Annotated in this window: 26 protein-coding genes; 18 read left to right on the forward strand and 8 right to left on the reverse strand. The window is 69.8% G+C overall.

Annotated elements, in window-relative coordinates:
- The first annotated feature begins 116 nt into the window (after nucleotides 1-116).
- The 4 genes from AB0I77_RS48950 to AB0I77_RS48965 all read left to right on the forward strand — a co-directional run bounded on the left by AB0I77_RS48950 (nucleotide 117) and on the right by AB0I77_RS48965 (nucleotide 2,810).
- Complete coding sequence (locus tag AB0I77_RS48950; RefSeq protein ID WP_363289466.1) at nucleotides 117-854, forward strand: DUF2993 domain-containing protein; 738 nt, start codon at nucleotides 117-119, stop codon at nucleotides 852-854.
- Between the two features lie 438 nt (nucleotides 855-1,292).
- Nucleotides 1,293-2,132, forward strand: a complete 840-nt coding sequence (locus tag AB0I77_RS48955) for a sulfurtransferase (protein WP_363289467.1) — start codon at nucleotides 1,293-1,295, stop codon at nucleotides 2,130-2,132.
- Between the two features lie 40 nt (nucleotides 2,133-2,172).
- Nucleotides 2,173-2,460 carry a DUF1416 domain-containing protein gene (locus tag AB0I77_RS48960; protein ID WP_003991226.1) on the forward strand — a complete coding sequence of 96 codons (288 nt, stop codon included), beginning with the start codon at nucleotides 2,173-2,175 and terminating at the stop codon, nucleotides 2,458-2,460.
- A gap of 89 nt (nucleotides 2,461-2,549) precedes the next feature.
- Nucleotides 2,550-2,810 (forward strand): DUF3099 domain-containing protein, encoded by a 261-nt coding sequence (locus AB0I77_RS48965; RefSeq protein ID WP_363289468.1) that lies wholly within the window; start codon nucleotides 2,550-2,552, stop codon nucleotides 2,808-2,810.
- 3 nt (nucleotides 2,811-2,813) lie between these two features.
- Here the strand turns inward: AB0I77_RS48965 and AB0I77_RS48970 are convergent, their stop codons facing one another.
- Entirely contained in the window at nucleotides 2,814-3,176 is a 363-nt protein-coding gene (locus AB0I77_RS48970) for a DsrE family protein (protein ID WP_363289469.1), read from the reverse strand.
- A gap of 255 nt (nucleotides 3,177-3,431) precedes the next feature.
- On the opposite strand from AB0I77_RS48970, the gene AB0I77_RS48975 reads away from it, so the two are divergent.
- The 4 genes from AB0I77_RS48975 (at nucleotide 3,432) to AB0I77_RS48990 (ending at nucleotide 8,736) form a co-directional block, all read left to right on the forward strand.
- A complete protein-coding gene (locus AB0I77_RS48975) occupies nucleotides 3,432-4,007 on the forward strand; it encodes an FABP family protein (protein WP_363289470.1) in 576 nt (191 codons plus the stop codon).
- A gap of 67 nt (nucleotides 4,008-4,074) precedes the next feature.
- Nucleotides 4,075-4,566, forward strand: a complete 492-nt coding sequence (locus AB0I77_RS48980) for a Fur family transcriptional regulator (RefSeq protein ID WP_363289471.1) — start codon at nucleotides 4,075-4,077, stop codon at nucleotides 4,564-4,566.
- A 9-nt stretch (nucleotides 4,567-4,575) separates the two neighbouring features.
- Nucleotides 4,576-5,541 (forward strand): folate-binding protein, encoded by a 966-nt coding sequence (locus AB0I77_RS48985; protein ID WP_363289472.1) that lies wholly within the window; start codon nucleotides 4,576-4,578, stop codon nucleotides 5,539-5,541.
- A 66-nt stretch (nucleotides 5,542-5,607) separates the two neighbouring features.
- A complete protein-coding gene (locus AB0I77_RS48990) occupies nucleotides 5,608-8,736 on the forward strand; it encodes a BTAD domain-containing putative transcriptional regulator (RefSeq protein ID WP_363289473.1) in 3,129 nt (1,042 codons plus the stop codon).
- Here the strand turns inward: AB0I77_RS48990 and AB0I77_RS48995 are convergent.
- The 3 genes from AB0I77_RS48995 to dtd form a co-directional block, all read right to left on the reverse strand.
- Nucleotides 8,717-9,508 carry an ABC transporter permease gene (locus tag AB0I77_RS48995; protein WP_363289474.1) on the reverse strand — a complete coding sequence of 264 codons (792 nt, stop codon included), beginning with the start codon at nucleotides 9,506-9,508 and terminating at the stop codon, nucleotides 8,717-8,719. The two genes, AB0I77_RS48990 and AB0I77_RS48995, sit on opposite strands and share 20 nt — an antisense overlap.
- Nucleotides 9,505-10,476: an ATP-binding cassette domain-containing protein gene (locus AB0I77_RS49000; protein ID WP_363289475.1), complete on the reverse strand. Its 972-nt coding sequence runs from the start codon at nucleotides 10,474-10,476 to the stop codon at nucleotides 9,505-9,507. Before AB0I77_RS49000 ends, AB0I77_RS48995 begins: the two co-directional genes overlap by 4 nt.
- Nucleotides 10,477-10,559: 83 nt before the next feature.
- Nucleotides 10,560-10,985 carry a D-aminoacyl-tRNA deacylase gene (gene dtd, locus AB0I77_RS49005; RefSeq protein WP_363289476.1) on the reverse strand — a complete coding sequence of 142 codons (426 nt, stop codon included), beginning with the start codon at nucleotides 10,983-10,985 and terminating at the stop codon, nucleotides 10,560-10,562.
- 156 nt (nucleotides 10,986-11,141) lie between these two features.
- On the opposite strand from dtd, the gene AB0I77_RS49010 reads away from it, so the two are divergent.
- The 3 genes from AB0I77_RS49010 to AB0I77_RS49020 all read left to right on the forward strand — a co-directional run bounded on the left by AB0I77_RS49010 (nucleotide 11,142) and on the right by AB0I77_RS49020 (nucleotide 14,096).
- Nucleotides 11,142-11,786 carry an aerial mycelium formation protein gene (locus AB0I77_RS49010; protein ID WP_363289477.1) on the forward strand — a complete coding sequence of 215 codons (645 nt, stop codon included), beginning with the start codon at nucleotides 11,142-11,144 and terminating at the stop codon, nucleotides 11,784-11,786.
- A gap of 15 nt (nucleotides 11,787-11,801) precedes the next feature.
- On the forward strand, nucleotides 11,802-12,752 hold the full coding sequence (locus AB0I77_RS49015; protein WP_363289478.1) for an asparaginase: 951 nt from the start codon (nucleotides 11,802-11,804) through the stop codon (nucleotides 12,750-12,752).
- Nucleotides 12,753-12,839: 87 nt separating this feature from the next.
- Nucleotides 12,840-14,096, forward strand: coding sequence for a GNAT family N-acetyltransferase (locus AB0I77_RS49020; protein ID WP_363289479.1), 1,257 nt, complete (start codon nucleotides 12,840-12,842; stop codon nucleotides 14,094-14,096).
- A 216-nt stretch (nucleotides 14,097-14,312) separates the two neighbouring features.
- Here the strand turns inward: AB0I77_RS49020 and AB0I77_RS49025 are convergent, their stop codons facing one another.
- On the reverse strand, nucleotides 14,313-14,498 hold the full coding sequence (locus AB0I77_RS49025; protein ID WP_363289480.1) for a hypothetical protein: 186 nt from the start codon (nucleotides 14,496-14,498) through the stop codon (nucleotides 14,313-14,315).
- A gap of 175 nt (nucleotides 14,499-14,673) precedes the next feature.
- Here AB0I77_RS49025 and AB0I77_RS49030 point away from each other — a divergent pair, with 175 nt between their 5' ends.
- Entirely contained in the window at nucleotides 14,674-15,600 is a 927-nt protein-coding gene (locus AB0I77_RS49030; RefSeq protein WP_363289481.1) for a GntR family transcriptional regulator, read from the forward strand.
- Between the two features lie 35 nt (nucleotides 15,601-15,635).
- Here AB0I77_RS49030 and AB0I77_RS49035 read toward each other — a convergent pair whose 3' ends face one another.
- Nucleotides 15,636-15,824, reverse strand: coding sequence for a hypothetical protein (locus AB0I77_RS49035; RefSeq protein ID WP_363289482.1), 189 nt, complete (start codon nucleotides 15,822-15,824; stop codon nucleotides 15,636-15,638).
- 184 nt (nucleotides 15,825-16,008) lie between these two features.
- Here AB0I77_RS49035 and AB0I77_RS49040 point away from each other — a divergent pair, with 184 nt between their 5' ends.
- The 3 genes from AB0I77_RS49040 to AB0I77_RS49050 are packed head-to-tail and all read left to right on the forward strand — an operon-like array spanning nucleotide 16,009 to nucleotide 18,542.
- Nucleotides 16,009-16,893: a winged helix-turn-helix domain-containing protein gene (locus AB0I77_RS49040; RefSeq protein ID WP_363289483.1), complete on the forward strand. Its 885-nt coding sequence runs from the start codon at nucleotides 16,009-16,011 to the stop codon at nucleotides 16,891-16,893.
- The gene (locus tag AB0I77_RS49045) at nucleotides 16,893-17,657 is read left to right on the forward strand and encodes an HAD family hydrolase (protein WP_363289484.1); all 765 of its coding nucleotides are present in this window, start codon (nucleotides 16,893-16,895) and stop codon (nucleotides 17,655-17,657) included. The genes AB0I77_RS49040 and AB0I77_RS49045 overlap by 1 nt, the downstream gene beginning before the upstream one ends.
- Nucleotides 17,658-17,666: 9 nt before the next feature.
- Nucleotides 17,667-18,542, forward strand: a complete 876-nt coding sequence (locus tag AB0I77_RS49050) for a winged helix-turn-helix domain-containing protein (protein ID WP_363289485.1) — start codon at nucleotides 17,667-17,669, stop codon at nucleotides 18,540-18,542.
- A gap of 5 nt (nucleotides 18,543-18,547) precedes the next feature.
- On the opposite strand, the gene AB0I77_RS49055 is transcribed toward AB0I77_RS49050, so the two are convergent.
- Nucleotides 18,548-19,519 carry a hypothetical protein gene (locus tag AB0I77_RS49055; RefSeq protein WP_363289486.1) on the reverse strand — a complete coding sequence of 324 codons (972 nt, stop codon included), beginning with the start codon at nucleotides 19,517-19,519 and terminating at the stop codon, nucleotides 18,548-18,550.
- A 110-nt stretch (nucleotides 19,520-19,629) separates the two neighbouring features.
- Nucleotides 19,630-20,361, reverse strand: a complete 732-nt coding sequence (locus tag AB0I77_RS49060; RefSeq protein ID WP_363289487.1) for an HAD-IA family hydrolase — start codon at nucleotides 20,359-20,361, stop codon at nucleotides 19,630-19,632.
- A gap of 317 nt (nucleotides 20,362-20,678) precedes the next feature.
- On the opposite strand from AB0I77_RS49060, the gene AB0I77_RS49065 reads away from it, so the two are divergent.
- The 3 genes from AB0I77_RS49065 (at nucleotide 20,679) to AB0I77_RS49075 (ending at nucleotide 24,636) form a co-directional block, all read left to right on the forward strand.
- Nucleotides 20,679-21,698 carry a phosphotransferase gene (locus tag AB0I77_RS49065; protein WP_363289488.1) on the forward strand — a complete coding sequence of 340 codons (1,020 nt, stop codon included), beginning with the start codon at nucleotides 20,679-20,681 and terminating at the stop codon, nucleotides 21,696-21,698.
- Nucleotides 21,699-21,942: 244 nt separating this feature from the next.
- Entirely contained in the window at nucleotides 21,943-23,982 is a 2,040-nt protein-coding gene (locus tag AB0I77_RS49070) for an aminoglycoside phosphotransferase family protein (protein ID WP_363289500.1), read from the forward strand.
- 36 nt (nucleotides 23,983-24,018) lie between these two features.
- Nucleotides 24,019-24,636, forward strand: coding sequence for a TetR family transcriptional regulator (locus AB0I77_RS49075; RefSeq protein WP_363289489.1), 618 nt, complete (start codon nucleotides 24,019-24,021; stop codon nucleotides 24,634-24,636).
- Nucleotides 24,637-24,674: the final 38 nt, after the last annotated feature.

The following is a 24,674-nucleotide window of genomic DNA, read 5'->3' on the forward strand; positions in this document are numbered from 1 at the left end:
GGCTCTCCTGTCACAGCTGATCGACAAATTGCCGTCCCGGCCCCGGGAGGGGGTTACTCTCGCGCTCGACGGCCACCCGGTCGTCCCGGACCGTCCTCGTGGGGGAAGCACCTTTCATGCGCGCATTGCGAATACTGCTGATCGTCGTCGTGATCCTCGGCGGCCTCTTCGTGGTCGCCGACCGCGTCGCGGTCAACTTCGCGGAGGGCGAGGTCGCGGACAAGCTGAAGACCACGGAGAACCTGGCCTCCACCCCGGACGTCTCCATCAAGGGCTTCCCCTTCCTCACCCAGGTCGTCGGCGGTGAACTGAACGACGTCGAGGTCGGCATCAACGACTACGAGGCGGACACCGGCATCGAGGGCAGGACGATCCGGATCGACGGCCTCAAGGCGGACATGAAGGGCGTCGAGTTCTCAGGCGACTACAGCTCCGCCACCGCGGCCACCGCCACCGGCACCGCGTCCATCACCTACGCCGAACTGCTCAAGACCGCCAAGTCCGAGCCGACCCAGGTCGCCCCCGGCGTCACCGCCAAGGTCATCGGCCTCTCCGACGGCGGGAACGGCAAGATCAAGGTCGAGGTCGAGGCGACGGTGTTCGGCACCAAGCTGCCGGAACCGGTCTATGTGCTCAGCACGGTCACGGCCGAGGGCGACACCGTGAAGGTGCACGCCGACACGATGCCCTCCTTCGGCAATGTCGACCTCGCCGAGGAGCGGGCCCGGACGGTCACCGACTTCGAGCAGAAGATCGACGGACTGCCCGGCGGGATCCAGCTCGACAAGGTGCGGACGGCGCAGAACGGTGTGGAGATCACGGTGAAGGGTTCGGACGTCAAGCTGGCCGGGTAGGACGACGCCGAGCAGTGCCCGCGGGCGTCCAGGTGGACGAAGGGTGTCCGAAAGGCGAGACGCCGCCGTCCGTACCGTAGATGCCGGTAGATGTGACGACGGCAACACGCGCCCGGGAACCGCGGGACCACGGCCCGGGCGTTCGCCTGATCTCACATCGCGGACGATCGCATCTCACCATGCGACACGCCGGTGACATGCCCGCCCATCCATCCCTACGATCGTCACCTATGAAGCGACAGGCGGACCTCACGAAGCGGCGGGCAGTAGACCTGTGCCGCGTCGCCGCCATGCTCTGTCGCACCTTCTGAGCGGAAGCGTTCGGCTTCCGCGTCCCCCGCCGCCCTGCCCAGGGCGCACGTGCGCGCGCCGATCCGGCCGAACGCGCACCCCTCTCACTCGCACGCCCCGCCGCAACTGCCCCGGAGGAGAAAGAGCATGAGCCGCAGCGACGTCCTGGTCGACGCCGACTGGGTCGAGGCCAACCTCGACAACGCCAGCATCGCCATCGTCGAGGTGGACGAGGACACGTCCGCCTACGAGAAGAACCACATCCGCAACGCGATCCGCATCGACTGGACCAAGGACCTCCAGGACCCGGTCCGCCGCGACTTCATCGACCAGGAGGGCTTCGAGAAGCTCCTCTCGGCGAAGGGCATCGCCAACGACACGCTGGTGGTCCTCTACGGCGGCAACAACAACTGGTTCGCGTCGTACGCCTACTGGTACTTCAAGCTGTACGGCCACGAGAACGTCAAGCTGCTCGACGGCGGCCGCAAGAAGTGGGAGCTGGACGCCCGCGAGCTGGTCGAGGACGTGCCGCAGCGCGCGGAGACCTCCTACAAGGCCAAGGCGCAGAACACCGCGATCCGCGCCTTCCGCGACGACGTGGTCGCCGCGATCGGTTCGCAGAACCTGGTCGACGTCCGTTCGCCCGACGAGTTCAGCGGCAAGCTGCTGGCCCCCGCGCACCTCCCGCAGGAGCAGTCGCAGCGTCCGGGCCACGTCCCGTCCGCCCGCAACATCCCGTGGTCGAAGAACGCCAACGACGACGGCACCTTCAAGTCGGACGACGAGCTCAAGGAGCTCTACGCCGAGGAGCAGGTGGACCTGGCCAAGGACACCATCGCCTACTGCCGCATCGGTGAGCGCTCGGCCCTGACCTGGTTCGTCCTGCACGAGCTGCTCGGTGTCGAGAACGTCAAGAACTACGACGGCTCTTGGACCGAGTACGGCTCCCTCGTCGGCGTGCCGATCGAGCTCGGCGCCAACAAGTAAGCAACCCGACCGACCTTTCAAGACCTCTTCAGGAGACGACATGTGTGGAGCGAAGGCCGGCGGCCCGGACGCCTCGACGATCAAGCCCGGTGAGACCACCATCCAGGGTCAGGTGACCAAGGACGGCGAGCCGGTGGTCGGCTACGTCCGTCTGCTGGACTCGACCGGCGAGTTCACGGCGGAGGTCCCCACCTCCGCGACGGGCCAGTTCCGCTTCTACGCGGCCGAGGGCACCTGGACCGTCCGCGCCCTCGTCCCCGGCGCCACCGCCGACCGCACGGTCGTCGCCCAGCAGGGGGGCCTCGCGGAGGTCGCGATCGCCGTCTGACGACGGGGTCGAGCAGGCGAGGGGCCGCACCTCCGGAGTTCGACCCGGGGGTTGCGGCCCTTCGGCGTGCGCCGTCCTACCCTGGACTCATGTACGCCCGCCGACGGCACGCCTACTTCGCGATGATGGGCACCTGCATCGCGCTGTTCGTCCTGGCCTGGGGAGTCGTACGGCTGTGGTCGGTCCCCGCGGCCGTGGGCATGTGCGTGGTGGCCATGCTCATCCCCCCGTTCGCCGCGATGGTCGCCAACCGCCGCGGCCCGGACGACCGCTGGTGGGACGACCCCTCCGGCGACCCGAAGTCCGACGAGTGGTGGGACGAGCTGGACGGGAAGAGGCGGCGGCAGTAGGTCTCAGTAGACGAGCGCCTGCGTCTCGTCCCCCAGCGCCTCCTGCACGAACACCTGCGCACCGGCGATCCGCACGCCCTCGATGACGTCCTTCTCCGTGATGTCCCGGCGGGCCGCGCACTGGGTGCACAGGGTGACCTGGCCGGCCGCCAGGATCGAGTCGAGGAGGTCGGGGAGCGGGGCGGCGTGCGGGAGGTCGAACTCGGCGGCGCGGCCTGGGAGGGCGAACCAGGCGGACTCGCCGGTCAGCCACAGGGAGACGTCGACACCGCTGGCCACGCCCACCGCCGCCACCGTGAACGCCTGCGAGCACCGCTCGGGGGCGTCCGCCCCCGCCGTCACCTTGATCACGAGCTTCTTCGCCATGTCCGAATCGTAGTCTCGGCGCGGAGCGGATGCCGGAGACGTACCTCGCGCCGAGCCCCGGGTTCCGGCCGCGTAAGCTGGGGCCCGGCTCTTGTGTACCGCTGTCCCACGATCGTCCGAGGAGCACTCCGTGCTTGAGTTCGTCTTCGAAGCCCTGCTGATCCTGGTCTGCGTCGGCGTGCTCGCCTTCGCCGGGCTGACCGTGAAGAAGCTGTACCAGGGCCAGCGCTGACCCCCGTCTAGGAACTGCTGCTGATGATCGAGATCCCGTCCGACCTCCACAAGGACCTCGTCCCCCTCGCCTTCCTGCTCGGCAGCTGGGCGGGCGCGGGCGTGCACGACTTCCCCGGCTCCGAGAAGTGCAACTTCGGGCAGGAGGTCACCTTCACCCACGACGGCCGGGACTTCCTGGAGTACAGCTCCCACACCTGGGTGCTGGACAACGAGGGCAACAAGGTCAGGCCGCTGGAGTCCGAGTCCGGCTTCTGGCGGATCGACGCCGACCGCAAGGTCGAGGTGACGATGGTCCGCGACGACGGCGTCGTCGAGATCTGGTACGGCGAGCTGGCCCACCAGAAGCCGCAGATCGACCTGGTCACGGACGCCGTGGCGCGCACCGCCGCCTCCGGCCCGTACAGCGGCGGCAAGCGGCTGTACGGCTACGTCAAGAGCGACCTCATGTGGGTCGGCGAGAAGCAGACCTCCGAGATCGAGCTGCGCCCCTACATGTCGGCCCACCTGAAGAAGGCCGTCACCCCCGAGGAGGTCGAGCGCTGGGCCAAGGCCCTCCCGCAGGACCTGCCGGACGACGGCATCGCGTTCTTCAAGTAGGTCAAGCAAGTAGGTCAAGCAAGTAGGTCAAGCAGGCCTTTGCCCAAGTGGTCATAGACTCTTCAGTGTGGTGAGCACCGACTGGAAGAGTGATCTGCGGCAGCGCGGCTACCGGCTGACTCCGCAGCGGCAGCTTGTGCTCGAAGCCGTGGACACCCTGGAGCACGCGACCCCCGACGACATCCTCGTCGAGGTGCGGAAAACCGCGTCGGGGGTCAACATCTCCACCGTCTACCGGACCCTGGAGCTCCTGGAGGAGCTCGGGCTGGTCAGCCACGCCCACCTGGGGCACGGCGCGCCGACGTACCACCTCGCCGACCGGCACCACCACATCCACCTCGTCTGCCGTGACTGCACCAACGTGATCGAGGCGGACATCTCGGTGGCCGCGGAGTTCACCGCCAAGCTCCGGGACGAGTTCGGCTTCGACACGGACATGAAGCACTTCGCGATCTTCGGCCGGTGCAGGGACTGTGCGCGGAAGTCCGCAACCGGTTCGGCTGCCACAGGTTCGGCTGCCACCAGTTCGCCTGCCAAGAGTTCAACTACCGAGTCGTAAGCTAGGCGTATGAAAAGCCCTCTGCTGACCCTTCCCGGCGCCGTCCCCGCCGAGGGCGTGGACGAAGGCGTCGCCGCTCACTACGGCGACCTGTTCCGCGAGCAGCGCGCCCTTGCCGACGGCGCCGGTTTCGTCGACCTCTCGCACCGCGGAGTCGTCACCGTCTCCGGCGACGACCGGCTGAGCTGGCTGCACCTGCTCCTCACCCAGCACGTCAGCGACCTGCCGGCGGGCCAGGCCACCGAGGCGTTGATCCTCTCCCCGCACGGCCATATCGAGCACGCGCTGTATCTGGTGGACGACGGCGAGACGGTCTGGATGCACGTCGAGCCCGGCACCCAGGAAGCGCTGATCGGCTACCTGGAGTCGATGAAGTTCTTCAACCGGGTCGAAGTCGCCGACCGGACCGAGGAGTTCGCGGTCGTGCACCTGCCGGCCGGTTCGATCGCCGAGGTGCCCGAGGGCGTCGTCGTCCGCGAGACGGCGTACGGCCGTGATCTGTTCCTGCCCCGCGCGGACCTGGAGTCGTACGCCGGGAAGGCCGGCCCCGCGGCCGGGATCCTCGCGTACGAGGCGCTGCGCGTCGAGCAGCAGCGCCCGCGCCTCGGCTTCGAGACGGACCACCGTACGATCCCGCACGAGCTGGGCTGGATCGGGTCCGCCGTCCATCTCCAGAAGGGCTGCTACCGGGGCCAGGAGACCGTCGCCCGGGTGCAGAACCTCGGCAAGCCGCCGCGCCGGCTGGTCTTCCTCCACCTCGACGGCAGCGAGGTCCACCTGCCGACGGCCGGCACGGAGCTCCACCTCGCGGACGAGGGCCCCGACGGCCGCAAGATCGGCTTCATCACGACGTCCGTACGCCACCACGAGCTCGGCCCGGTCGCCCTCGCGCTGGTGAAGCGGAACGTGCCGATGGACGCGCGGCTGGTGGCCGGGGACACGGCCGCCGCCCAGGAAGCCGTCGTAGAGCCCTGAGAGATCGTGCACGTGAAGGGCCTGAGAGGCCGTGAGGGGCCGGGGTTCTCCAGCTAATCTGCACGGGTGACCACCGACCTGACCCTGCTGCCGCGTGTCGCCTATCGCGGACAGGAGGTCACCGCGCCCCGGCTGCGTGGCCTCCTCGCGCTGCTCGCGGGCGACCTGCGCACGGGCTGCGGCACCGAGCGGCTGGTGGCGGGGCTGTGGCCGGAGGAGTTGCCGGAGCGGCCGGCCAAGGCGGTGCAGGTCCTCGTGTCCAGGGCGCGGGCGCAGCTGGGCGCCGACGTCATCGCCAGTACGCCGACCGGATACCGGCTCACCCTCGCCGAGGACCAGGTCGACAGCTCGGCCCTGCTGCTGCACGCCGCCGCGAGCGCGGACCGGGCCAGGGCCGGGGACCATGCGGGATCGCTGGCCGCGGCCGAGGCCGGCCTCGCGCTGTGGGAGGGGGCCACGGACGGGGGCGGCGACAGCGACGACCCCGTCGCCGTGTTACGCGCCGAGCGGGCCCCCGTCCGCTCCACGCTCATCCGCGCGCAGGCGCTCGCGCTCGCCCGGCTGGGGCGGCACGCGGAGGCGGCCGGGCCGCTGGCCGTGGCCGCCGCGGAGCATCCGCGCGACGAGGAGGTGCTCGCCGAGCTGCTGCGCGGCGAGGCGGCGTCGGCGGGCCCGTCCGCCGCGCTGACGCGGTACGAGGCGTACCGCCGTGAGCTGCGCGAGACGCTCGGCACGGATCCGGGCGCCGCGCTCAAGGCCGTACAGCGGGAGCTGTTGCGCGGCGAGGCGCCCGTGGTCAGGCACGGCGTGCCGCACGAGCCGAACCCGCTCCTTGGCCGGGACGAGGACATCGCGGCGGTGGAGCGGCTGCTGCGCGACTCCCGCGCCGTCACCGTCGTCGGCCCCGGCGGCCTCGGCAAGACCCGGCTCGGGCACGCCGTCAGCCGCCGGGCCGAGCAGCGCGTGGTGTACTTCGTGCCGCTCGCCGGCGTCACCTCGGACGAGGACGTGGCCGCCGAGGTGGCCTCCGCGCTCGGCGCGGGCGAGGGGCGGCCCGGCGCCGTCAGCACTCTCGCCTCGGCCGACCCGGTGTCCGGCATCCTCGGCGTGCTCGGCTCCGGGCCCGCTCTGCTGGCGCTGGACAACTGCGAGCAGGTCATCCGGGGCGCCGCCGGCCTCGTACAGGCCCTGGTCTCGTCCTCGAAGGACCTGCGCGTGCTCGCCACCAGCAGGGCCCCGCTGGGCCTCACCTCGGAGGCGGTGTACGCGCTGCCGGAGCTCGGTCTCGCCACCTCGGTCGAGCTGTTCACGCAGCGGGCCCGGGCCGCCCGGCCCGGCGTGGAGCTGCCGCCGGACGCGGTGGCCGAGCTGTGCCGCCATCTCGACGGGCTGCCGCTCGCCGTGGAGCTGGCCGCGGCGCGGGTGCGGGTGCTTTCGGTGCCGGAGATCGCCCGCCGCCTCGGCGACCGGTTCGCGCTGCTGCGCGGCGGGGCACGGGACGTGCCGGAGCGCCACCGCACGCTGCACGCGGTCGTGGAGTGGAGCTGGAACCTCCTCGACGAGGAGGCCAGGGCGGCGCTGCGCCTGCTGTCCGTCTTCCCCGGCGGCTTCTCGGGCGAGGCGGCGGAGCAGGTGCTGGGCGAGGACGCGCTGTTCCTGCTGGAGGAGCTGGCCGGCCAGTCGCTGCTCACCGTCGCCGAGACCCCGGCCGGCGTGCGGTTCCGGATGCTGGAGACCGTACGGGAGTTCTGCGCGGCCCGGTGCGCGGAGGCGGGGGAGGAAGAGGAGGCCGTCGGCCGGTTCCTCGCCTGGGCGCGGGACTTCGGGGTGGCGTACCACGACTGGCTCTTCGGCCCGCAGCCGCTGGCCGACTCGGAGCGGATCAGGGCCGAGCAGGACAACCTCGTGCTGGCCCTGCGGCACGCCCTGGCCCGTGCGGACAACCCCACCATCGCCGCCCTCACCGCCGTCCTCGCCGCCCTGTGGTCCATCGGTTCCAGCTACGCCCGCCTCACCACCCTCGCCGCGGACACCGGCCCGCCGCTGTCGCACTACCACCCCGAGCCCGAAGACGTCGAAGTCGCCCGCGCCGCCGCCGTGTTGTGCACGACGAGCCTGTTCATGGGCTACGGCCCGAGCGCCGTACGCCAGCTCGTCACCCTCCGGCGGCTGCCCCCGGCCCCGCCGGACACCCTGGTGCGGGCCATCGCGACCGTGCTGAGCGCGGTCCCCGAGATGCTGCCTCCCGACTACGACGTGCTGCGGGGGCTCTGCGACAGCGAGCAGCCGCTGCTCGCCGGCGTCGCCGAGTCCGTCGCGACCTACATCTGGGAGTACGAGCACGACATCGACCGCGCACTCGCCTCGGCTCGCCGGATCACCGCCGAACTGGCGCCGGTCGACAACCCCTTCCTGCGGGTCCTGGGCCATGCCCGGCTGAGCGAGCTGTGCTTGCAGACGGAGCAGGGCGAGGAGGCGTACGGGCACCTCAAGGCGGCGCTCGAGGCGATGCCGCGGCTCGGCGGCGAGCACGACCTCATCGGCGTCCGCTGGGGCCTCGTCCTCGCCTGCCTCCAGCGCGGCGACCCCGACGAGGCCGAGTACTGGCTGCGGCAGGCGGACGCCAGCAACACGCAGGACGACTACAGCATGGACCTCCTCGGGCGTGCCGAGATCGCGCTCGCCCGCGGACTGACGGAGGTCGGGCTGGGCCTGTGGCGCAGCGCCGTGCAGCCGCTGCCCGCGGCCGGCTCGATACCTGGCGGCGACCCCTTGTTCGACCGGTGGGTGCTCCAGGTCCTGTCGGTGGCGGTGACGGCGCACGCGCACGCCGGCCGTCTCGAGCTCGTCGCGGAGCCGATCGACCGACTGCGGAAGGGGCTGCGGACCCTGCTCTCCGGTCCGTCCGGCTCGCCCATGGAGCTCCCGGTGTTCGGGACGGTGCTGCACGCGCTCGGCATGGCGGGGCTGGCGTCCGGCGACGCCTCGGCCGTACGGACGATCGCGCTGGCCGAACGGCTGCGGGTGCTGCGGGAGTTCCAGCCGACGATGTCGGCGGACCGCGCCCGGCGGGCGGCCCGGAACGCCGACGGGGCGGCGTATGCCGACGCGGTGTCGGAGTACGCCGCCCTGGGGCGGGACGAGCTGCGCGAGGCAGCCCGCGCGATCATCTCGGTTACTTCGGGTCGCGGTTGAACAGCGACATGGACCAGCGGTAGCCGAGCACGGTCAGGCCGACGCACCAGGCGAGCGCGATCCACCAGTTGTCGCCGATCTCGGTGCCGAGCAGCAGGCCGCGCAGGGTCTCGATGGCCGGCGTGAAGGGCTGGTACTCGGCGACCGGCTGGAACCAGCCCGGGATCGCGTCGATGGGGACGAAGGCGGACGAGATGAGCGGGAGGAGGATCAGCGGCGTCGCCATGTTGCTGGCCGCCTCGGGGTTCGGGCTGGCCATGCCCATCCCGACCGCGATCCAGGTGAGCGCCAGGGTGAACAGCGTGAGCAGTCCGAACGCCGCCAGCCACTCCAGGGCCGTGGCGTCCGTGGACCGGAAGCCGATGGCCACGGCGACGGCACCGACGAGCACCAGGCTGGCGAGCACCTGCAGCACGCTGCCGACGACGTGCCCGACGAGCACCGACCCGCGGTAGACCGCCATCGTGCGGAAGCGGGCGATGAGGCCCTCGGTCATGTCCATGGAGACGGAGACCGCGGCCCCGATCACGGTGGAGCCGATGGTCATGATCAGGAGGCCCGGGACGAGATAGGCGATGTAGTCGGAGCGGTCGGCGCCGCCGCCCCCGATGCCCGCGCTCATCACGCCGCCGAAGACGTAGACGAAGAGCAGCAGCAGCATGATCGGCGTGAGCAGCAGGTTCAGGGTGAGGGACGGGTAGCGCCGTACGTGCAGCAGGTTGCGGCGCAGCATCGTGTTCGAGTCGCGGACGGCGAGGGAGAGGACGCTCATCGGACAGACTCCTTGGGCTGGTTGGGGACGGTGCCGGTGCCGGTGAGGGCGAAGAACACGTCGTCGAGGTCGGGGGTGTGCACGGTCAGCTCGTCGGCCTCGATGCCGGCCGTGTCCAGCCAGTCGAGGATGGAGCGCAGCTCGCGCTGGCTGCCGTCGCTGGGGATGCTCAGGGACAGCGCCTCGTCGTCCCGGGTGGCCTCGCGCAGGGCGACGGTGGCGGACTGGTAGGCGGACGGGTCGGAGAACCGCAGCCGCACGTGCCCGCCCGGGACGAGCCGCTTCAGCTCGCCGGCACTGCCCTCGGCGGCGATCTCGCCGTCGCTCAGCACCGCGATGCGGTCGGCGAGTTCGTCGGCCTCCTCCAGGTACTGGGTGGTGAGGAAGACGGTGACGCCGCCGGAGACCAGCTCGCGGATGATCCCCCACATGTTGTGGCGGCTGCGCGGGTCGAGGCCGGTGGTCGGCTCGTCGAGGAAGATGATCCGGGGGTTGCCGACCAGCGTCATGGCGATGTCGAGGCGGCGCTTCATGCCGCCGGAGTAGGTGGAGACGGGCTTCTTCGATGCCTCCACCAGGTCGAAGCGCTCGAGGAGTTCGGCGGCGGTGCGGCGGCCCTCGCCGCGGGAGAGGTGGTGCAGGTCCGCCATGAGGAGCATGTTCTCCTCGCCGGTGATCAGGCCGTCGACGGCGGAGAACTGCCCGGTGACGCCGATCGCGGCGCGCACCGCCTGCGCGTCGGTGGCCAGGTCGTGGCCGCCGACGCGCAGCTCGCCGGCGTCGGCGGTGATGAGGGTGGAGAGGATCTTGACCGCGGTGGTCTTGCCGGCGCCGTTCGGACCGAGCAGGGAGAAGACCGTGCCGGCCGGCACCGCCAGGTCGATGCCGTCGAGGACCGTCTTGTCCCCGTAGGCCTTCCGCAGCCCTTTGGCCGCGATGGCGAGTGAGTGCGATGTCGTTGTCGTCATGCCGCAGAGAGTGCGGCAGGGCGCATTCAGCGCGGTTTCAGGGTGCTTTCAACGCCCTGGAACCGGGGGAGCGGCCGAGGGGGTCACATGTCGATCAATACGGTGAACGGGCCGTCGTTCGTCAGCGAGACGCGCATCTGCGCGCCGAAGCGGCCCGTTTGCACCGTCGCGCCCAGCGAGCGCAGTTGGGCGACCACCTCGTCGACGAGCGGTTCGGCCACCTCGCCCGGGGCGGCGGCGTTCCAGGTGGGGCGACGGCCCTTGCGGGCGTCGCCGTAAAGGGTGAACTGGCTGATGACCAGGAGCGGGGCGTCGATGTCGCTGCACGACCGCTCGTCGGCGAGCATGCGGATCGACCAGAGTTTGCGGGCGAGTTGGGCCGCCTTCTCCTTGGTGTCCTCGTGGGTCACGCCGACCAGGACGCATAGTCCCTCGCCGTCGAAGGCCCCCACCGTCTCGCCGTCCACGACGACGCTCGCGCCGTCCACCCTCTGCACCACTGCACGCATACGACCATGATGCCCGGCGGCGAGCCGTGCTCCGCACCTGCCTTCTTTTGTTCCTTAACCCCCCATCTGGGGCAGATCGGGGTCACTCGGTCACTTCGTGGCCACTTAGGGTGGGACGATGCTTCCATTCGCCGGTCGAGGGGACGGTAGAGGCACATGAGCACACCGATTACCGGGCAGCTGGGCACACAGCGGCCGCCCGTGCAGCGCACGGACAGCCCGCGGCTGCCCGCTGACCCACCCGAGGACGGCCTGGTCCGGCTGAGCCTGCCCGAACTGCGCACCGTGCGCCGGGACGCCCAGCGCGACGAGGCCGACCTCAGTTATGTACGACGGCTGTTGCAGGGCCGTATCGACATCCTGCGGGCCGAACTGGCGCGGCGCGCGCCTACGTCCGTGGTGGCCGTGGGGGAGGCCACCGCGGCCTCTGTGACGCCTGGGGCTTCCGGGACCCCCGGGACCCCCGGGGCTTCCGTGGCCTCCGTGGTCGAGCGGCTGTCGGAGATCCTCACCGACGCCCCGGCCCGGCACCGCTCCTCGGCCCGCCACGTGACGCTGGGCACGCCGCGCAACGAGGAGTACCGGCGGCTGGCCGCCGAGATGCTCGCCGAGGTCGAACTGTCCGACCTCCAGGCGCGCACCGACCTGGAGTTGAACACCGCGATGGGGCGGCTCGTGCGGTACGAGCAGCAGGTGTCCCGGCGCCGGCAGCGGCTCCAGCGCACGGCCGACGACTCCAGTGCGGAGATCGCCCGCAGGTACCGTGAAGGGGAAGCGCAAATCGACGACCTGCTCATGTGAAGTGTCTCCTGTGAGGTGTCTCCTGTGATATCGCCCGTCCTCGCCGAGATCGTCCGCTCCGGGTTCGTCGAAGGACGGCACCGGGGCAGCCTGGTCCTGCTGGACGCCGACGGGGCGGTGGAACTGGCCCTCGGGGACGTGACGTCACCGGTCTTCCCGCGCTCCTCCAACAAGCCGATGCAGGCGGCGGGCGTGCTGCGGGCGGGCCTCGACCTCGCGGGCGAGCGGCTGGCGCTGGCCGCCGCGAGCCACTCGGGGGAGCCCTTCCACCGCGACCTGGTCCACAAGATGCTGGACGAGCACGGGCTGAGCGCACAGTCGCTCCAGTGCCCGCCGGACCTGCCGCTGGACGCGGAGGAACGGGAGACCTACCTGGCGTCGGGCGCCGTCCGCGACCGGGTGACCATGAACTGCTCCGGCAAGCACACGGCGATGCTCGCGGCCAGCGCCCTGCGGGACTGGCCGCTGGAGACGTATTTGGCGGCCGGCCATCCACTCCAGCAGCTCATCCACAGGGTTGTGGAGGAAGCGGCGGGCGAGCCGGTCGCCGCCGTCGGCACGGACGGCTGCGGGGCGCCCCTGATGGCCATCAGCCTGACCGGCCTGGCCCGCGCCTACCGCTCCTTCGTCCTCGCCGAACCCGGTTCCGCCGAACGCCGGGTCGCCGACGCCATGCGCGCCCACCCCGAGTACGTCGCCGGCACCCGCCGCCCCGACACCTGGCTGATGCGCGAGGTCCCGGGCACCCTGTCGAAGATGGGTGCGGAGGCGGTCCAGGCGGTGGCCCTGCCGGACGGTCGCGCACTGGCCTTCAAGCTGGACGACGGCTCGGGGCGAGCCCTGGGCCCGGTACTCGCACGCGCGCTGGCCTTGATGGGTGTGGACGCGCCGGTGGTGGGGCGGATCGGGCGGGCGTCGGTGTATGGCGGGGGGCGGGTGGTGGGGGAGGTGCGGGCGGCGTTCTGAGGGACGTGCGCTGTCAGCCCGTCGTGGGGGTCCCCCGGCGAGGAAAACCCCCGCGACACCTCACCGCCGCACACCTACCGTGGCCTCATGACGCCCCCGCACCCCGCCCTCGACGTACGCCCCATCACCGAACCCGAGCTCCAAGAGTGGCTCCGCGCCGTACACACCGGCTTCCTGCGCGAACCCCTCGTCTCCGACACCGAACTCGAAGCCCGCCGCCCCCAGTTCACCCCCGGCCGCTTCCTGGGCGCCTTCGACGGCGACAAATGCGTCGCCACCTTCCGCTCCTTCGACCAGGAGCTCACCGCCGTGGGCGGCGCAGCCGTCCCCGCCGACGCCATCACCGGCGTCACCGTCACCTCCACCCACCGCCGCCGCGGCCTGCTCACCCGCATGATGGCCAAGGACCTGGCGGCGGCGAAGGAGCGCGGGGACGTCGTCGCCACCCTGATCGCCGCCGAGTACCCGATCTACGGCCGCTACGGCTTCGGCCCCGCCACCTCGATGACCGAGTGGACGATCGACGTCCCGCGCACCGGCCTCGACCCCCGCCGTTCCGGCGCCCCCGACGACGGCGGCCGGATCGACCTCGTGGACGGCGAGGACGTCCGCAAGCTCGGCCCCGAACTGCACGAGCGGATGCGCCGCGCACAGCCGGGCGCGGTGAGCCGGGGCGAGATGTGGTGGCAGATGAACACCGGTGTCGTACGGCTCGAACCGTCGTGGAAGGAGCCGTTCTACGCGCTGTACCGCTCGGCGGACGGCGAGGTCGAGGGGCTGGCCGCGTACCGGGTGGACGACAGCTGGCACGACAAGCAGCCGCAGGACACGGCGACCGTGGACTGGCTGATCGCGACGACCCCGGCCGCCGAACGCGCCCTGTGGCGCCACCTCTGCTCGATCGACTGGGTCACGACGGTCAGGAGCGGCTGGCGGTCCCCCGACGACCTGCTGCCCTTCTTCCTGCCGAACCCGCGGGCGGCCAGGATCACCACGCAGGCGGACTGGCTGTGGGTGCGGATCCTGGACGTCGTACGGGCGCTCGAGGCGCGGACGTACGCGGGGGAGGGCTCGCTGGTGCTGGAGATCGTCGACGGCGACGGGATGACCGGCGGGCGGTACCGGCTGGAGGCCTCGACCGCGGGCGGGTCCTGTACGGCGACCACCGAGAGCGCCGAACTCACGCTGGACGTGAGCGAGTTGGCGGCCCTGTGGCTGGGCGACGAGTCTGCGGTGCGGCTGGCGGCGCTGGGGCGGGTGCGGGAAGAACGAGCGGGCGCCGGCCGCGTGGCCGACGCCCTGCTGCGTACGTCCGGGCGGCCTTGGTGCCCGGACATGTTCTGAAACCTCCTTCCGGCCGACGACAGTGCCGTGCTTGTGCTCTTGTGCATCCGTAGCGAGCTGTTCAGTTGTGGCTGTGCTTATCCGTAGCGAGCTGTTGAGTTGTGGCTGTGCTGGTGTTGCCCGTGTTCAGTTGTGGCTGTGCTCAGTGCTGACGATGTTCAGTTGTGACTGTGCAGACCGACCGGGCTCCCGGCTCCCCTCCGGAAGAGAGCCCGATCAGCCGGACTGGGCGAGCAGCATCACGAGGATGACCGCTCCGATGCCGCCGATCGCGACGCTCTTGGCTTTGACGCCGACGGTCAGGGCGACGAAGGCGACGATGCCCATCGCGCCCAACTTCCACTGGACGAGCTGTTCGAAGCCGACGGCGAGGGCGGCGATGGCGATGGCGATGAGCGGCACGGCGGTCCCCCCTTCGGGACGGTGGTCCCTGTCGGTCGCCTCTCCGGCCAACCTTGCGGAAGCTTGACCATGTTGCTCAAGTTGGCGACCAACTCTTCTGTACTTATCTCCGCTTGGAAGCGGCTCATAACCACCTTTCAGCGAACTGCCCAAAGATGGCGAGAAGTTGTAGTGTTTGGTTGTGGACCCGGAACACGCCGCCGTCAATGGGCGGAAGAGGGCACAGCGGCCACACAGAACACATCGCGAGGTGGCCGACGAGCTGCGCGCACGGATTCGCTCCGGTGCGCTGCGGCCGGGCCAGCGCATGCCCACACAGGCCAAGCTGGCCGACGAGTTCGGGGTGGAGCGCGGGGTCGTACGGCAGGCGCTGCACATCCTGCAGTCGGAGCGTCTGCTGACCAATGTTTCCAAGGGAAGCCCGGCGACCGTCGCCCCTGACCTTGGATCGAACGGCCTGTACGGGGCGCCGGCCGGCCCCGCAGCCCTGCCGCTGCCCACCACGGTGGCCCTCGCACCCCGTATCGCGGCGGCCTTCGCGGCTGAGCACGTCGAGATCGACGCACTGTGCCTGACCTCGGTCTCCCTCACGCTCGCCATCGGCGAGCCGCTGCGCCAGATCCATGCCGGGCGATTGAATCCGGCCAAGATCGACGTCCGCGTCCTCCTGCCGAGCCGTGACATCGAGCTCGCCTTCCCGGTTCCGGTCGAGGGCCGCGGCGACGACGATCCCCTCCATGAGCGCTGGCTGGCCCAGCGCAACGCCCAGGGCCAGGTGCTGAAGCACAACCTGCTGGCCCTGCGCGCCACCCACGGCATCGATGTGCACGTCTCCTTCCGCGCGCTGCCCTTCACGCCGCCGGTGAAGCTGTACCTGCTCAACAGCGCGGAGTCGCTCTTCGCGTACTACACGCTGGCGCGTCGCGACGCGGAGATCGACCACGAGCATCTGGAGACCTACGACACCGAGGGCACCCAGTCGATGCTGTTCGCCTTCGAGCAGGGCGCCGGACTGCGCGACACGACCTTCGTCGAGCAGTCCCACCTGTGGTTCAACGCACTGTGGGAGACGATCAGTTCGGAGCTGGTGCTCACGAGCTGAGGTCTCCCACAGTGGCCGATCAGGGCACTGGTCGGTCATAGGGCGGGCCCCGAGACCAGGAGCGCGAGCATGACCGCCCCGATGGAGCTGACGGTCGGACTCTTGGCCTTGATGCCTATGGTGAGCAGGAGCACACCGATGACGCCGGCGACGCCGTACTTCCACTGGACGGTCTGTTCGATACCGACGACGAACACGGCGGCGAGGAGGGCGAGAACGGGCATGTGGTTCCCCCTTCGGGCGTTCCGGGTGTCCCGGGTGGGCGGGGAGGGCGTTGAAGGCGGGGAGGTAAAACTTTCGCCAACTTGGGCAAGTTGGCAACCAACCCTGATGTAGTTGTCCCCACTTGGTCGCCAGTCATAAACAACTTTCAAACAACTCCCCTCAGATGGATCCCAGTTGTAGCGTTTGGTCGTGGCTCAGGAGAACGTGGCAGTGAACGGCAGCAGAAGACTCTCGCCCCAGGAGATCGCCGACGTCCTGCGGGAACGGATCCGCGTCGGCGACCTGCGGGCGGGAGACCGCCTGCCCACCCAGGCCGAACTCGCCGAGGAGTTCGGCGTGGAACGCGGCACCGTCCGCCAGGCTCTGCGCGCCCTCCAGGAGGACGGCCTCCTCAGCAATGTGAGCAAGGGCAGCCCGCCACGGATCGCCGAGCCGGTCCGCTCCCCGGGGGAGCCGCAGCCGACGATGGTGGCGCTGGCCCCGCGGCTGGCCGAGGCGTTCGCCCCACCGCACGTCCGGGTGGACGCGGTGTGCCTCACGGCCGAGACCCTGATGGTGGGCCTGGGGGAGCCGATCCGCCTCATCCACGAGGGCCGCATCCGCCCCGAGTCCATCGACGTCCGCATCCTGCTGCCCTCCCGCGAGATCACGCTGGCCTTCCCCGTCCGGGTCGAGGGCACCGGCGCGGACGACGTCGATCCGGTGCACCAGCGCTGGCTGGATCAGCGCAACGCCCAGGGCCACGTCCTCAGACACAACCTCCGCAGCCTGCGCTCCTCCCACGGCATCGACGTCCGGGTCACGTTCCGCGCGCTGCCCTTCACCCCGCCGGTGAAGCTGTACCTCCTCAACGGCACGGAGGCGTTGATGGCGTACTACATGGTCACGCGCCGCGAGGAGCTCTCCGACAGCGGAGCCCTCGACATGTACGACGTCCTCGGCAGCGAGTCCCTCCTGTTCTCCTTCGAGCAGCGGGCCGGTCAGCGGGACGCCGCGTTCGTGGAGCAATCGCAGAAGTGGTTCGACGCCCTCTGGGAAACCATCACGACGGACCTGACACTCTCCTAGTGACTCCTGATACGACGCAGACTGAACTGGCGGCAGCCGAGACCGAGGCACTGCGGGCACTGATCACCCGCGCGCGCGTGGTGCTCTGGGACTTCGACGGCCCCATCTGCCGCCTCTTCGCCGGGCATTCGGCGGAGCAGGTGGCGCACGACCTGGTGGACTGGCTCGAAGGGCGAGGCCTGCGCGGCCTGCTGACCGAGGCCGAACGCAAGGCCCTGGACCCGCACATCGTCCTGCGGGCCGTCGACCTCAGACACCCCGGCAGCGACCTGGTGGACGAGCTGGAGGAACGTCTCACGCAGGAGGAGCTGCGGGCCGCCCCGTCGGCGATGCCCACGCCGTACGCGGACCCGCTGATACGCACCTGGCAGGCCGTGGGCTCCCGGCTGGCGATCGCCACCAACAACTCCCCCCGAGTGGTCCGCACCTATCTGGCGAGCCGCGGCCTCACGTCCTGCTTCGCCCCGCACATCTACGGCCGCACCCAGGAACTCAGCCGCCTCAAGCCCGACCCGCAATGCCTCAACCGGGCCCTGAACGCGATGGGTTCGGCACCTTCGTCCGCCCTGATGATCGGCGACACCCCCTCGGACCTGCTCGCCGCCAACGAAGCCGGCGTTCCGTTTCTGGGCTACGCGCGTAACGAGCACAAGGAAAAGCTCCTGCGGGACGCGGGGGCGACGGTGACCGTCGCTTCGCTGGAGCCGGTGCTCGGGCTGATCCGTACGCTGCGGCCCGGTTTGCCGGTGGACAGAAGTCGGTAAGGGCGGCATGTGGATGCACAGCAGACCGGCGAGAGCGGCGGCGGCAGGGAGTTCCAGCGGGTCACCGACGAGTTGCGCGGGCGGATGACCGACGGGAGGTATCCGCTGCGCTCCTTCCTGCCGTCCCAGCGCGACTTGGCCCAGGAACTCGAAGTCTCCCGGGACACAGTGCAGCGGGCGCTGCGGGAGCTGGCCAGCGAGGGCTGGATCGAGTCGCGGCAGGGCAGCGGGTCACGGGTGGTCAAGACCCAGCGCATCCAGTCCTCGGCGGCCAAGGCCACCAGGCTGCGCCAAAGGGGGACGCTGGCCCCCTTCATCAGCGAGGCGTTCGAGCGGCCCGAAGTGACCCTGGACGTCTACACGTTGACGTCGGAGTCGCTCGACGCGCACATCCGGCTTCGGGCGGAGCATATCCGTGCCGGCTTCAGAGCTCCCAAGCGCATCACCCTGCGGATGCTGCTGCCGGACGAGACCGTGCCCCTGCCCTATCCGCGCAACAAGGAGGACGCAAGCGACCCGCGCCTGCCGGCGCGCCTGCGCACCATCACCGAGCGGCACACGGCGTCGCTGCTGGGGGCGCTGAGGGACTTGCAGACGGAAGAGCTGGTGCCCTCCGTCGACGTGCGGATCCGCCATGCGCCGCTGCTCCCGGCCTTCAAGCTCTACCTGCTCAACGGCGTCGAGGCACTGCACGGGCCGTACGAAGTGATCGAGCGCAAGATCATGCTGGACTCCGGCGAGGAGATCACCGCACTCGACGTCCTGGGCCTCGGCGCCACCCTCACGCACCATGTGAAGGACAAGGATCCGAACGCGCCGGGCACCGTCTTCGTGGAGAGCATGCAGACGTGGTTCGACTCGGTCTGGAACCTGCTTGCCGAGTGACCCGGTCACCTCGCCGGCCGCTCCCACTTGGGGTCGGTGATGACGGGATGCTCGGGCTTGATGCGCTCCAGCCGCTCCCACAGGTTCCGGTGCCACTCCATGTGATGCTCGGCGATGTCCCGCGTCGAGCGGGAGTTGGACCGCTGGTCCCAGCCGATGATCCGTGCCTTTCCGTACTTGAGTCCGTACCCCTCGGCATCGAGGATCTTGAACGATTCTCCGCGCCAGTCCACCTGGTTCTCCCTTATTCCGTAGGGCACGGAGAACACCTTCTCCTCGTTGAAGATGTAGAGCTTTCGTTCAGGTATGTGTGGTGACTCCCGCACCTCGCAGGAAATGATGATGTGCGGGTTCTTGTCGTGGACGAGGCTCAAGAGCCTTTTGAGCTCACTCCAGTTGGACAGCGTGAATTTGTCCCGCATGCGTTCGCGGTTCGTCGGGGAGTCCTTGAAGTGCAAGGTGCCTGGGGGAAGGCCGTCGCTCTCGGCGGCGGGTTCGAGTTCCCCCGGCAGGCTCACCGGCAGATTGAGATGGGCGACGGTGAGGCGCAGCGTCAGCCTTTGGACGTTCACCTTCTCGTCGGCCAGTTTGTTGAGTGGGGCCATGAGCAGGCCGAGCAGCGTCTGCATACTGAACCCGGAGAAGTCGATGGTGACCCGCCTGGCCTCGAACGCCTCCATCACAGGGGCACGCAGATCGTCGAGATCGGCGAGGACATAGACGCCCGATACTTCCTCCGGATCGGAGTCGCCAATGGCGTCGAAGAGGATGAGGGCGATGAATGCGGCGAAGGACCCGCCGAGGAAGCCCTGTCCCTTCAGCGCGTTTCCGAGCGGCTCGATGATCTCGGCCGTGATGCCGAGTACCGCGACGAAGGCCAGCAGCCACTTGACGATGCGTGGCTTCCATGCGCTCAGTGAACGGCGTATGTGTTCGAATCCGCCCGGACTGTCGTCGCCCGGCCTGCGAGAAGACACCCTTGTACCCCCTGTGCGCCGCGGACATGAGGCGGCGGCAATGCCTGCCGATCTCCGAGGTGCACCATGATGCCTCGGTCAACTCGGCAGTACCAGAAGGTGAGTTCGGCTTAGGCGATGCTCATGGCGGCGCTGAGGAGAGGCCTGTGGGACGAGACGACCCACTGGGCGCCCTTCTGCCGCATCTCCGCTGCGAGCTTCTTCGAAGGGGTGTATCCGAGGAACGGTGTTCCTGCCCGCAGGGAGGCTTCCAGATCGGTGAGTTGATCTCCGACGAAGAGACAGTCGGAGGGTTCCAGCTTCAGGCGCTCGACGGCGCGGTTCACTGAGTCGGGGTCGGGTTTCATACGGTGCGGGTCGCTCGGATCGCGCCCCGCTACGGTCTCGAACTCCGGCCGCAGATCCCGGGCCTCGAGGAACTCCAGGATCGGACCGGCCGCGTTGTTGCTCACGATGGCGAGACGCTTGTGGCGATTCCGTAGAGCCTTCACGAGGTCGATGAAGTGCGGCTGTGGACCGGCTGACTTCACCGCCACGGACTCGTGCTCTGTCACGATGCCTTCGGCACGCTCAAGTGCCGCGGGATTGCGGCCCGTTGTGCTGGGCCGGTCGTACATCTCCCGGACGCGCCGGAGAATGTCGTGCGAGTCGTGGCAGTCCTCGACGTCCTGGTCCAGGTCGCCCCACATGCCGCGCACCGCGTCCTTGATCTCGTCGGCGACGGGTGCGGTGGAGACGCCCTTGAAGAGGGCCGTGACCGGGCCGTCGAAGTCGAAGAGCACCGCTTGGGCGCCGCCGAGGAGCCGTCGCAGGGCTTTCTGCTCGTCGAGTGCCTCGCCCATGGGTCTCCTCCCGGTCACCCGGTTCAGTCTGGACCACCGCGGGCCGCGCGGCCAATACCGCAGGTCATCACCCAATATGGTGCTCATTTCGGCCGGAAGGGGCGTAAGTCGTCGCGCGGACGAGCACTCGTTCCTCGTCCGGGGGACCCGCTTCGGCGTGTGGGAGGCTTCTGGCACGATGCTCGCCGGCAGGGGAGTAATCTTCTGCCACTTCCGTATCCCGCTACGGGGTCCGAGGCGAGAGAAAACGGGCAATGTCACCCGAATTGGCTTCCGATGCTCGGCTGCGTGCGGCCGAGGTGAGTGGAGACCCGCGAGTGGTCGAGGGACCGCTGCTCGGCTACCACCACGAGACCTATGTGTTTCCGCTGCCCGGGGAAGCGGCATCGCCGCACCCGGTCAGATGGAAGTGCCGGGAGCCGCGCGACAATCTCCTGTGGTTCGACCGGCGGTGCTTCGTCTCGGAGGAGCAGCTGCTGAAGGCCCTGGCGGGTCGGATCACGCATATCCCGGACGTCTTCGACATCGACGCCATCAGCTTGCAGCGATTCATCGAAGGACGGACGCTCGGCTCGTTCGACACCTTCGGCGGAGCTGTTCCGGGGCCGGTTCTCGATCAGATCGTCGTCCTCTTCGAGGAATTGGCCGGAGTGACTCCGGAAACCCTCACGATCGAGCGGCGTTGCACGGACGAAGACCGGCCGGAGGACGGTGACACGAACGGATTCCTCAAGCGGCTCGTCCATTTCACCGAGAAACGCGTCTACGAGGAAAACCTGCCGAGGTTCGAGCGTCTCTTCGGGGATCTCGGAGTGGACGGGCGCTCATTCAAGTGGCTGGGCAATCATGTCGACGGTCTCAGCGAACGGCCCTTCTGCCTTCTCCACGCGGACCTGCACCGGGAGAACTTCGTCATCGATTCCCGGCGCAGACTCTGGACGATCGACTGGGAACTGGCGATGGTCGGCGATCCCTTGTACGACCTGGCCACCCACCTGTATCTGATGCGGTACCCGGCGTGGCAGAAACGCCGGATGGTGAAACGTTGGCGCGCGGCCGTCGAAAGGATCCGGCCCGGCGGTACCGCGGGCCTGGAACGCGACCTTTCGCTGCTCATCGACTACAAGAAGGCACAGTCCGTCTTCACCGACGTCATCCGAGAGGCCATGTCGCTGCACCTCGGACCGGATGCCGAGGACCGGCTCGACCGTGCCGGACGCAAACTGCGCAAGATCCTGCTCGCGGCCGCCGAGCCGCTGGGCCTGGACATGGTGCCGAGCCGGGGAGAGATCGTCACGGCGCTGGTGCGCTGGCGGCAGACGCACGGCACCGAGTAGGCGTCAGGTTCCCGGCAAGCAGTACTCCGGGGCGTGCCGTTGTGGTCTCATGGGTTCCTGCATCTCGCCTTGGTTGTGACACCGGGAGCGGCCCGTGGGCGCACCTTCTGATCGCCGTCGCTCTGTCCGGGAGCGTCCCGTACTCGACGACACGTACCAGGCGTTCGTGTCGTCGGCGGCCCAGGTGGTCCAGTCGACCAGCGGGCACCACAACAAGAACTACGTGCTGCCCCTGACCGAGCCGATGGCGCGAGCGCTCCGCCGTCCGGCCGGCACGTCCGTCACCGTCCGGATCCCGCGCACGGACGCGCTGCCCGTGGTGATCAGGACCTGGCAGCACGAGGCGCAGATCCTGGCCGCCATCAAGGGGATCCTGCCGCATGTGCCGGAGTGCCTCGTCAAGCGGGAACACTTCGCGATCCACAGCTATGTGGAGGGCGTACCGCTCTCCACCGTCTGCGCGAACGGCAAACCGGTCGACACCCTGCTCATCAGGGCACTGGCCGGCCTGCTCGCCCAGATGACCCAGGTGCGGCGCGGGGCCCTGCCCTCGCTGCCGTCCGTCTGGCCGCGCAACGACACCGACAGCCAGGGGTTCCTGCGGACCCTGGCGCACCTCGCGGACCGGCAGATCAGGCGCCCCAACCGGGCGGTCTTCGGCGGGCTGTTCGCCTCCCTCGGCATTCCCGAGGACGCCCTGCTCCGGCTGGCCGAGCGGGTCCCCGGCATGGCCCGGCGGCCGTACAGCCTGCTCCACGCCGACCTGCACCGCGACAACCTGATCATGTCGTACGGCGGTGATCCGCCCCTCATCTGCGTCGACTGGGAACTGGCGACCTACGGCGACCCTCTGCACGACCTCGCGACCCATCTCGTGCGCATGCAGTACCCGGACTGCCAGTGGGACGAGGTGGCCGGGGCGTGGGCGCAGGCCATGGACGTGGTGCGCCCCGAGGCAGTGCGCGGCCTGCACAAGGACCTGCGGCACTATGTCGCCTTCGAGCGGGCGCAGTCCGTCTATCCGGACGTGATGCGGGCGGCGAAGTCCCTGGAGGAGGCCGGCACTCAGAAGAGCCTGGACGAGGCGACGGCCAAGGTGCGTGGGGCCCTGGAGGCGGCGGCGGAGCCGCTGAGGCTCACGAACCTGCCGGGCAAGAGCGAGATCGAGCGGGCCCTGTTCCGGTGGCTGACCTCCCGCAGCGGCCGATCCCACGACGGCCAGGGCCGGCTCGAACAGATCTTCCGCTGGCAGCCCGACCGCCGCCTTCCCGAGCGTCCGGACTTCCCCGTCTCCGCCGTGAGGGAGGCCCTGGTGGCGGAGGGGGCCGCCCCCGCGGGCCGGGTGTTCAAGGGGACCGCGCACGTCAACACCGTGGTGCGGGTGCCGAGCATCGACTTTCCCGTGGTCGTGCGGCGGAATCGGCCCGGCGTGCGCCGCCTGGAGCGCAGCATCCTCAGTGAGCACGCCGTGCTCCGGGCCATCGAGGAGGCGGGCATCGCCGTGGCGGCGCCGAGGGTTCTGGCGATGGGCGAGAGCTATCCCAACGACCGCTTCGCCATCCACACCTATGTCGGACCGCGGGACCTCGACAAGTGCCCCGACCACCCGGTGGACGGGCTGCTGCCGCACGAGGCGGACGCGCTCGTCGACCAGCTCTGCGCGCTGACCTGTGTGGACTACAAGCAGCTCGACCCGGCAGCCGGCGAAGGCGGCTTCCATCGTTGGCTGAGCGAACAGGTCGTTCACATGGTCGGCGATCTGCCGAAGGAGTCCCAACAGCTGGCCCGAGTCCTGGGACTGCCGGAAGCGGACCGGCTGAGGCAGATCCTGTCCCGGCACGAGGTGAGCCCCCGGGCACCGGCCCTGCTGCACGGCGCCCTGAACCCGTGGAACCTGGTGCGGCGGGACGACCGCCTGGCGCTGACCATCATCGACTGGGACCTGGCCCTGGTCGGCGACCCGCTCCACGACCTGGTCCGCCACATGCACCTCACGCCCACGCGGCCGGAGATCCGGGACCGGATGTTCAGCCGCTGGGAGACGATGCTGCCGCTCGCGTACACCCATGGCTGGCGCAGGGACTGGCGTGTGTACCGGTTGTTGGAGGTCGTCCGGTCCGCGTACATCGACCTCGACCGGCTGGTGACCGGTACGACCCTGGACGCCCCCAACGTCCAGCGGGCGGTGGACTCCTACGCCGTCACACTGGCGGTCGCCACGGGCTACCTCGGTCTGCCGGCCCGCCCGCCGGTGAACGCGTATCTGGCCCAGGCTCTGGCGTAAGAGGCCGGAACGCCGACGGTGCGTAGGCTCGCCGTCATGGCTGAGATCGGGCTGCGTGAGCGCAAGAAGCGGCGGATGTACGAGGTCGTGTCGGAGATCGCGATCCGGCTGTTCCTGGAGAAGGGGTTCGACGCCGTGTCCGTCGCCGAAGTGGCGGCCGCGGCCGACATCTCGAAGCCGACCCTCTTCCGGTACTTCCCGACCAAGGAGGACCTCGTCCTGTACCGGATCGCCGATCACGAGGACGAGGCGGCGCGGGTCGTGGCCGAGGCGCGGGGGGCCTCGCCCATCGGCGCGCTGCGGCGGCACTTCCTCGACGGGCTCAAGCGGTGCGATCCCGTCACGGGGCTCAACGATCACCCCGCGGTGCTCGCCTTCCATTCGCTGCTGTACGGCACACCCGCGCTCCTCGCCCGGGTGTACGCCTACCTCGAGCGGTCGGAGGCCGCGCTGGCCGAGGCCCTCGGCGGCGGTCTGGAGGCACGGCTGGCCGCCGGGCAGATCGTCGCCGTGCAGCGGATCCTCGCGCTGGAGAACTGGCGGCGGATCGCGGACGGGGAGCGCGTCGAGGCGGTGCGGGGGGATGCCGTGGCGGCGGCCGAGGGGGCGTTCGGGCGGTTGGCGGCGGGGTTGCCGCAGTTCGCGGGAGCCTGAGCGCCAGCTAAAAGTTACCAGGTAAGAAATTTAACTCG

The sequence above is a fragment of the Streptomyces sp. NPDC050619 genome (assembly GCF_040654815.1).
Lineage (GTDB): Bacteria > Actinomycetota > Actinomycetes > Streptomycetales > Streptomycetaceae > Streptomyces.

Excerpts from the sequence above, each read along its gene's own strand:
- AB0I77_RS48950 (WP_363289466.1), top strand. The coding sequence starts at position 117 with ATGCGCGCATTGCGAATACTGCTGATCGTCGTCGTGATCCTCGGCGGC.
- AB0I77_RS48955 (WP_363289467.1), top strand. The coding sequence starts at position 1,293 with ATGAGCCGCAGCGACGTCCTGGTCGACGCCGACTGGGTCGAGGCCAAC.
- AB0I77_RS48960 (WP_003991226.1), top strand. The coding sequence starts at position 2,173 with ATGTGTGGAGCGAAGGCCGGCGGCCCGGACGCCTCGACGATCAAGCCC.
- AB0I77_RS48965 (WP_363289468.1), top strand. The coding sequence starts at position 2,550 with ATGTACGCCCGCCGACGGCACGCCTACTTCGCGATGATGGGCACCTGC.
- AB0I77_RS48970 (WP_363289469.1), bottom strand. The coding sequence starts at position 3,176 with ATGGCGAAGAAGCTCGTGATCAAGGTGACGGCGGGGGCGGACGCCCCC.
- AB0I77_RS48975 (WP_363289470.1), top strand. The coding sequence starts at position 3,432 with ATGATCGAGATCCCGTCCGACCTCCACAAGGACCTCGTCCCCCTCGCC.
- AB0I77_RS48985 (WP_363289472.1), top strand. The coding sequence starts at position 4,576 with ATGAAAAGCCCTCTGCTGACCCTTCCCGGCGCCGTCCCCGCCGAGGGC.
- AB0I77_RS48995 (WP_363289474.1), bottom strand. The coding sequence starts at position 9,508 with ATGAGCGTCCTCTCCCTCGCCGTCCGCGACTCGAACACGATGCTGCGC.
- AB0I77_RS49000 (WP_363289475.1), bottom strand. The coding sequence starts at position 10,476 with ATGACGACAACGACATCGCACTCACTCGCCATCGCGGCCAAAGGGCTG.
- dtd (WP_363289476.1), bottom strand. The coding sequence starts at position 10,985 with ATGCGTGCAGTGGTGCAGAGGGTGGACGGCGCGAGCGTCGTCGTGGAC.
- AB0I77_RS49010 (WP_363289477.1), top strand. The coding sequence starts at position 11,142 with ATGAGCACACCGATTACCGGGCAGCTGGGCACACAGCGGCCGCCCGTG.
- AB0I77_RS49020 (WP_363289479.1), top strand. The coding sequence starts at position 12,840 with ATGACGCCCCCGCACCCCGCCCTCGACGTACGCCCCATCACCGAACCC.
- AB0I77_RS49035 (WP_363289482.1), bottom strand. The coding sequence starts at position 15,824 with ATGCCCGTTCTCGCCCTCCTCGCCGCCGTGTTCGTCGTCGGTATCGAA.
- AB0I77_RS49060 (WP_363289487.1), bottom strand. The coding sequence starts at position 20,361 with ATGGGCGAGGCACTCGACGAGCAGAAAGCCCTGCGACGGCTCCTCGGC.
- AB0I77_RS49070 (WP_363289500.1), top strand. The coding sequence starts at position 21,943 with ATGGCGCGAGCGCTCCGCCGTCCGGCCGGCACGTCCGTCACCGTCCGG.
- AB0I77_RS49075 (WP_363289489.1), top strand. The coding sequence starts at position 24,019 with ATGGCTGAGATCGGGCTGCGTGAGCGCAAGAAGCGGCGGATGTACGAG.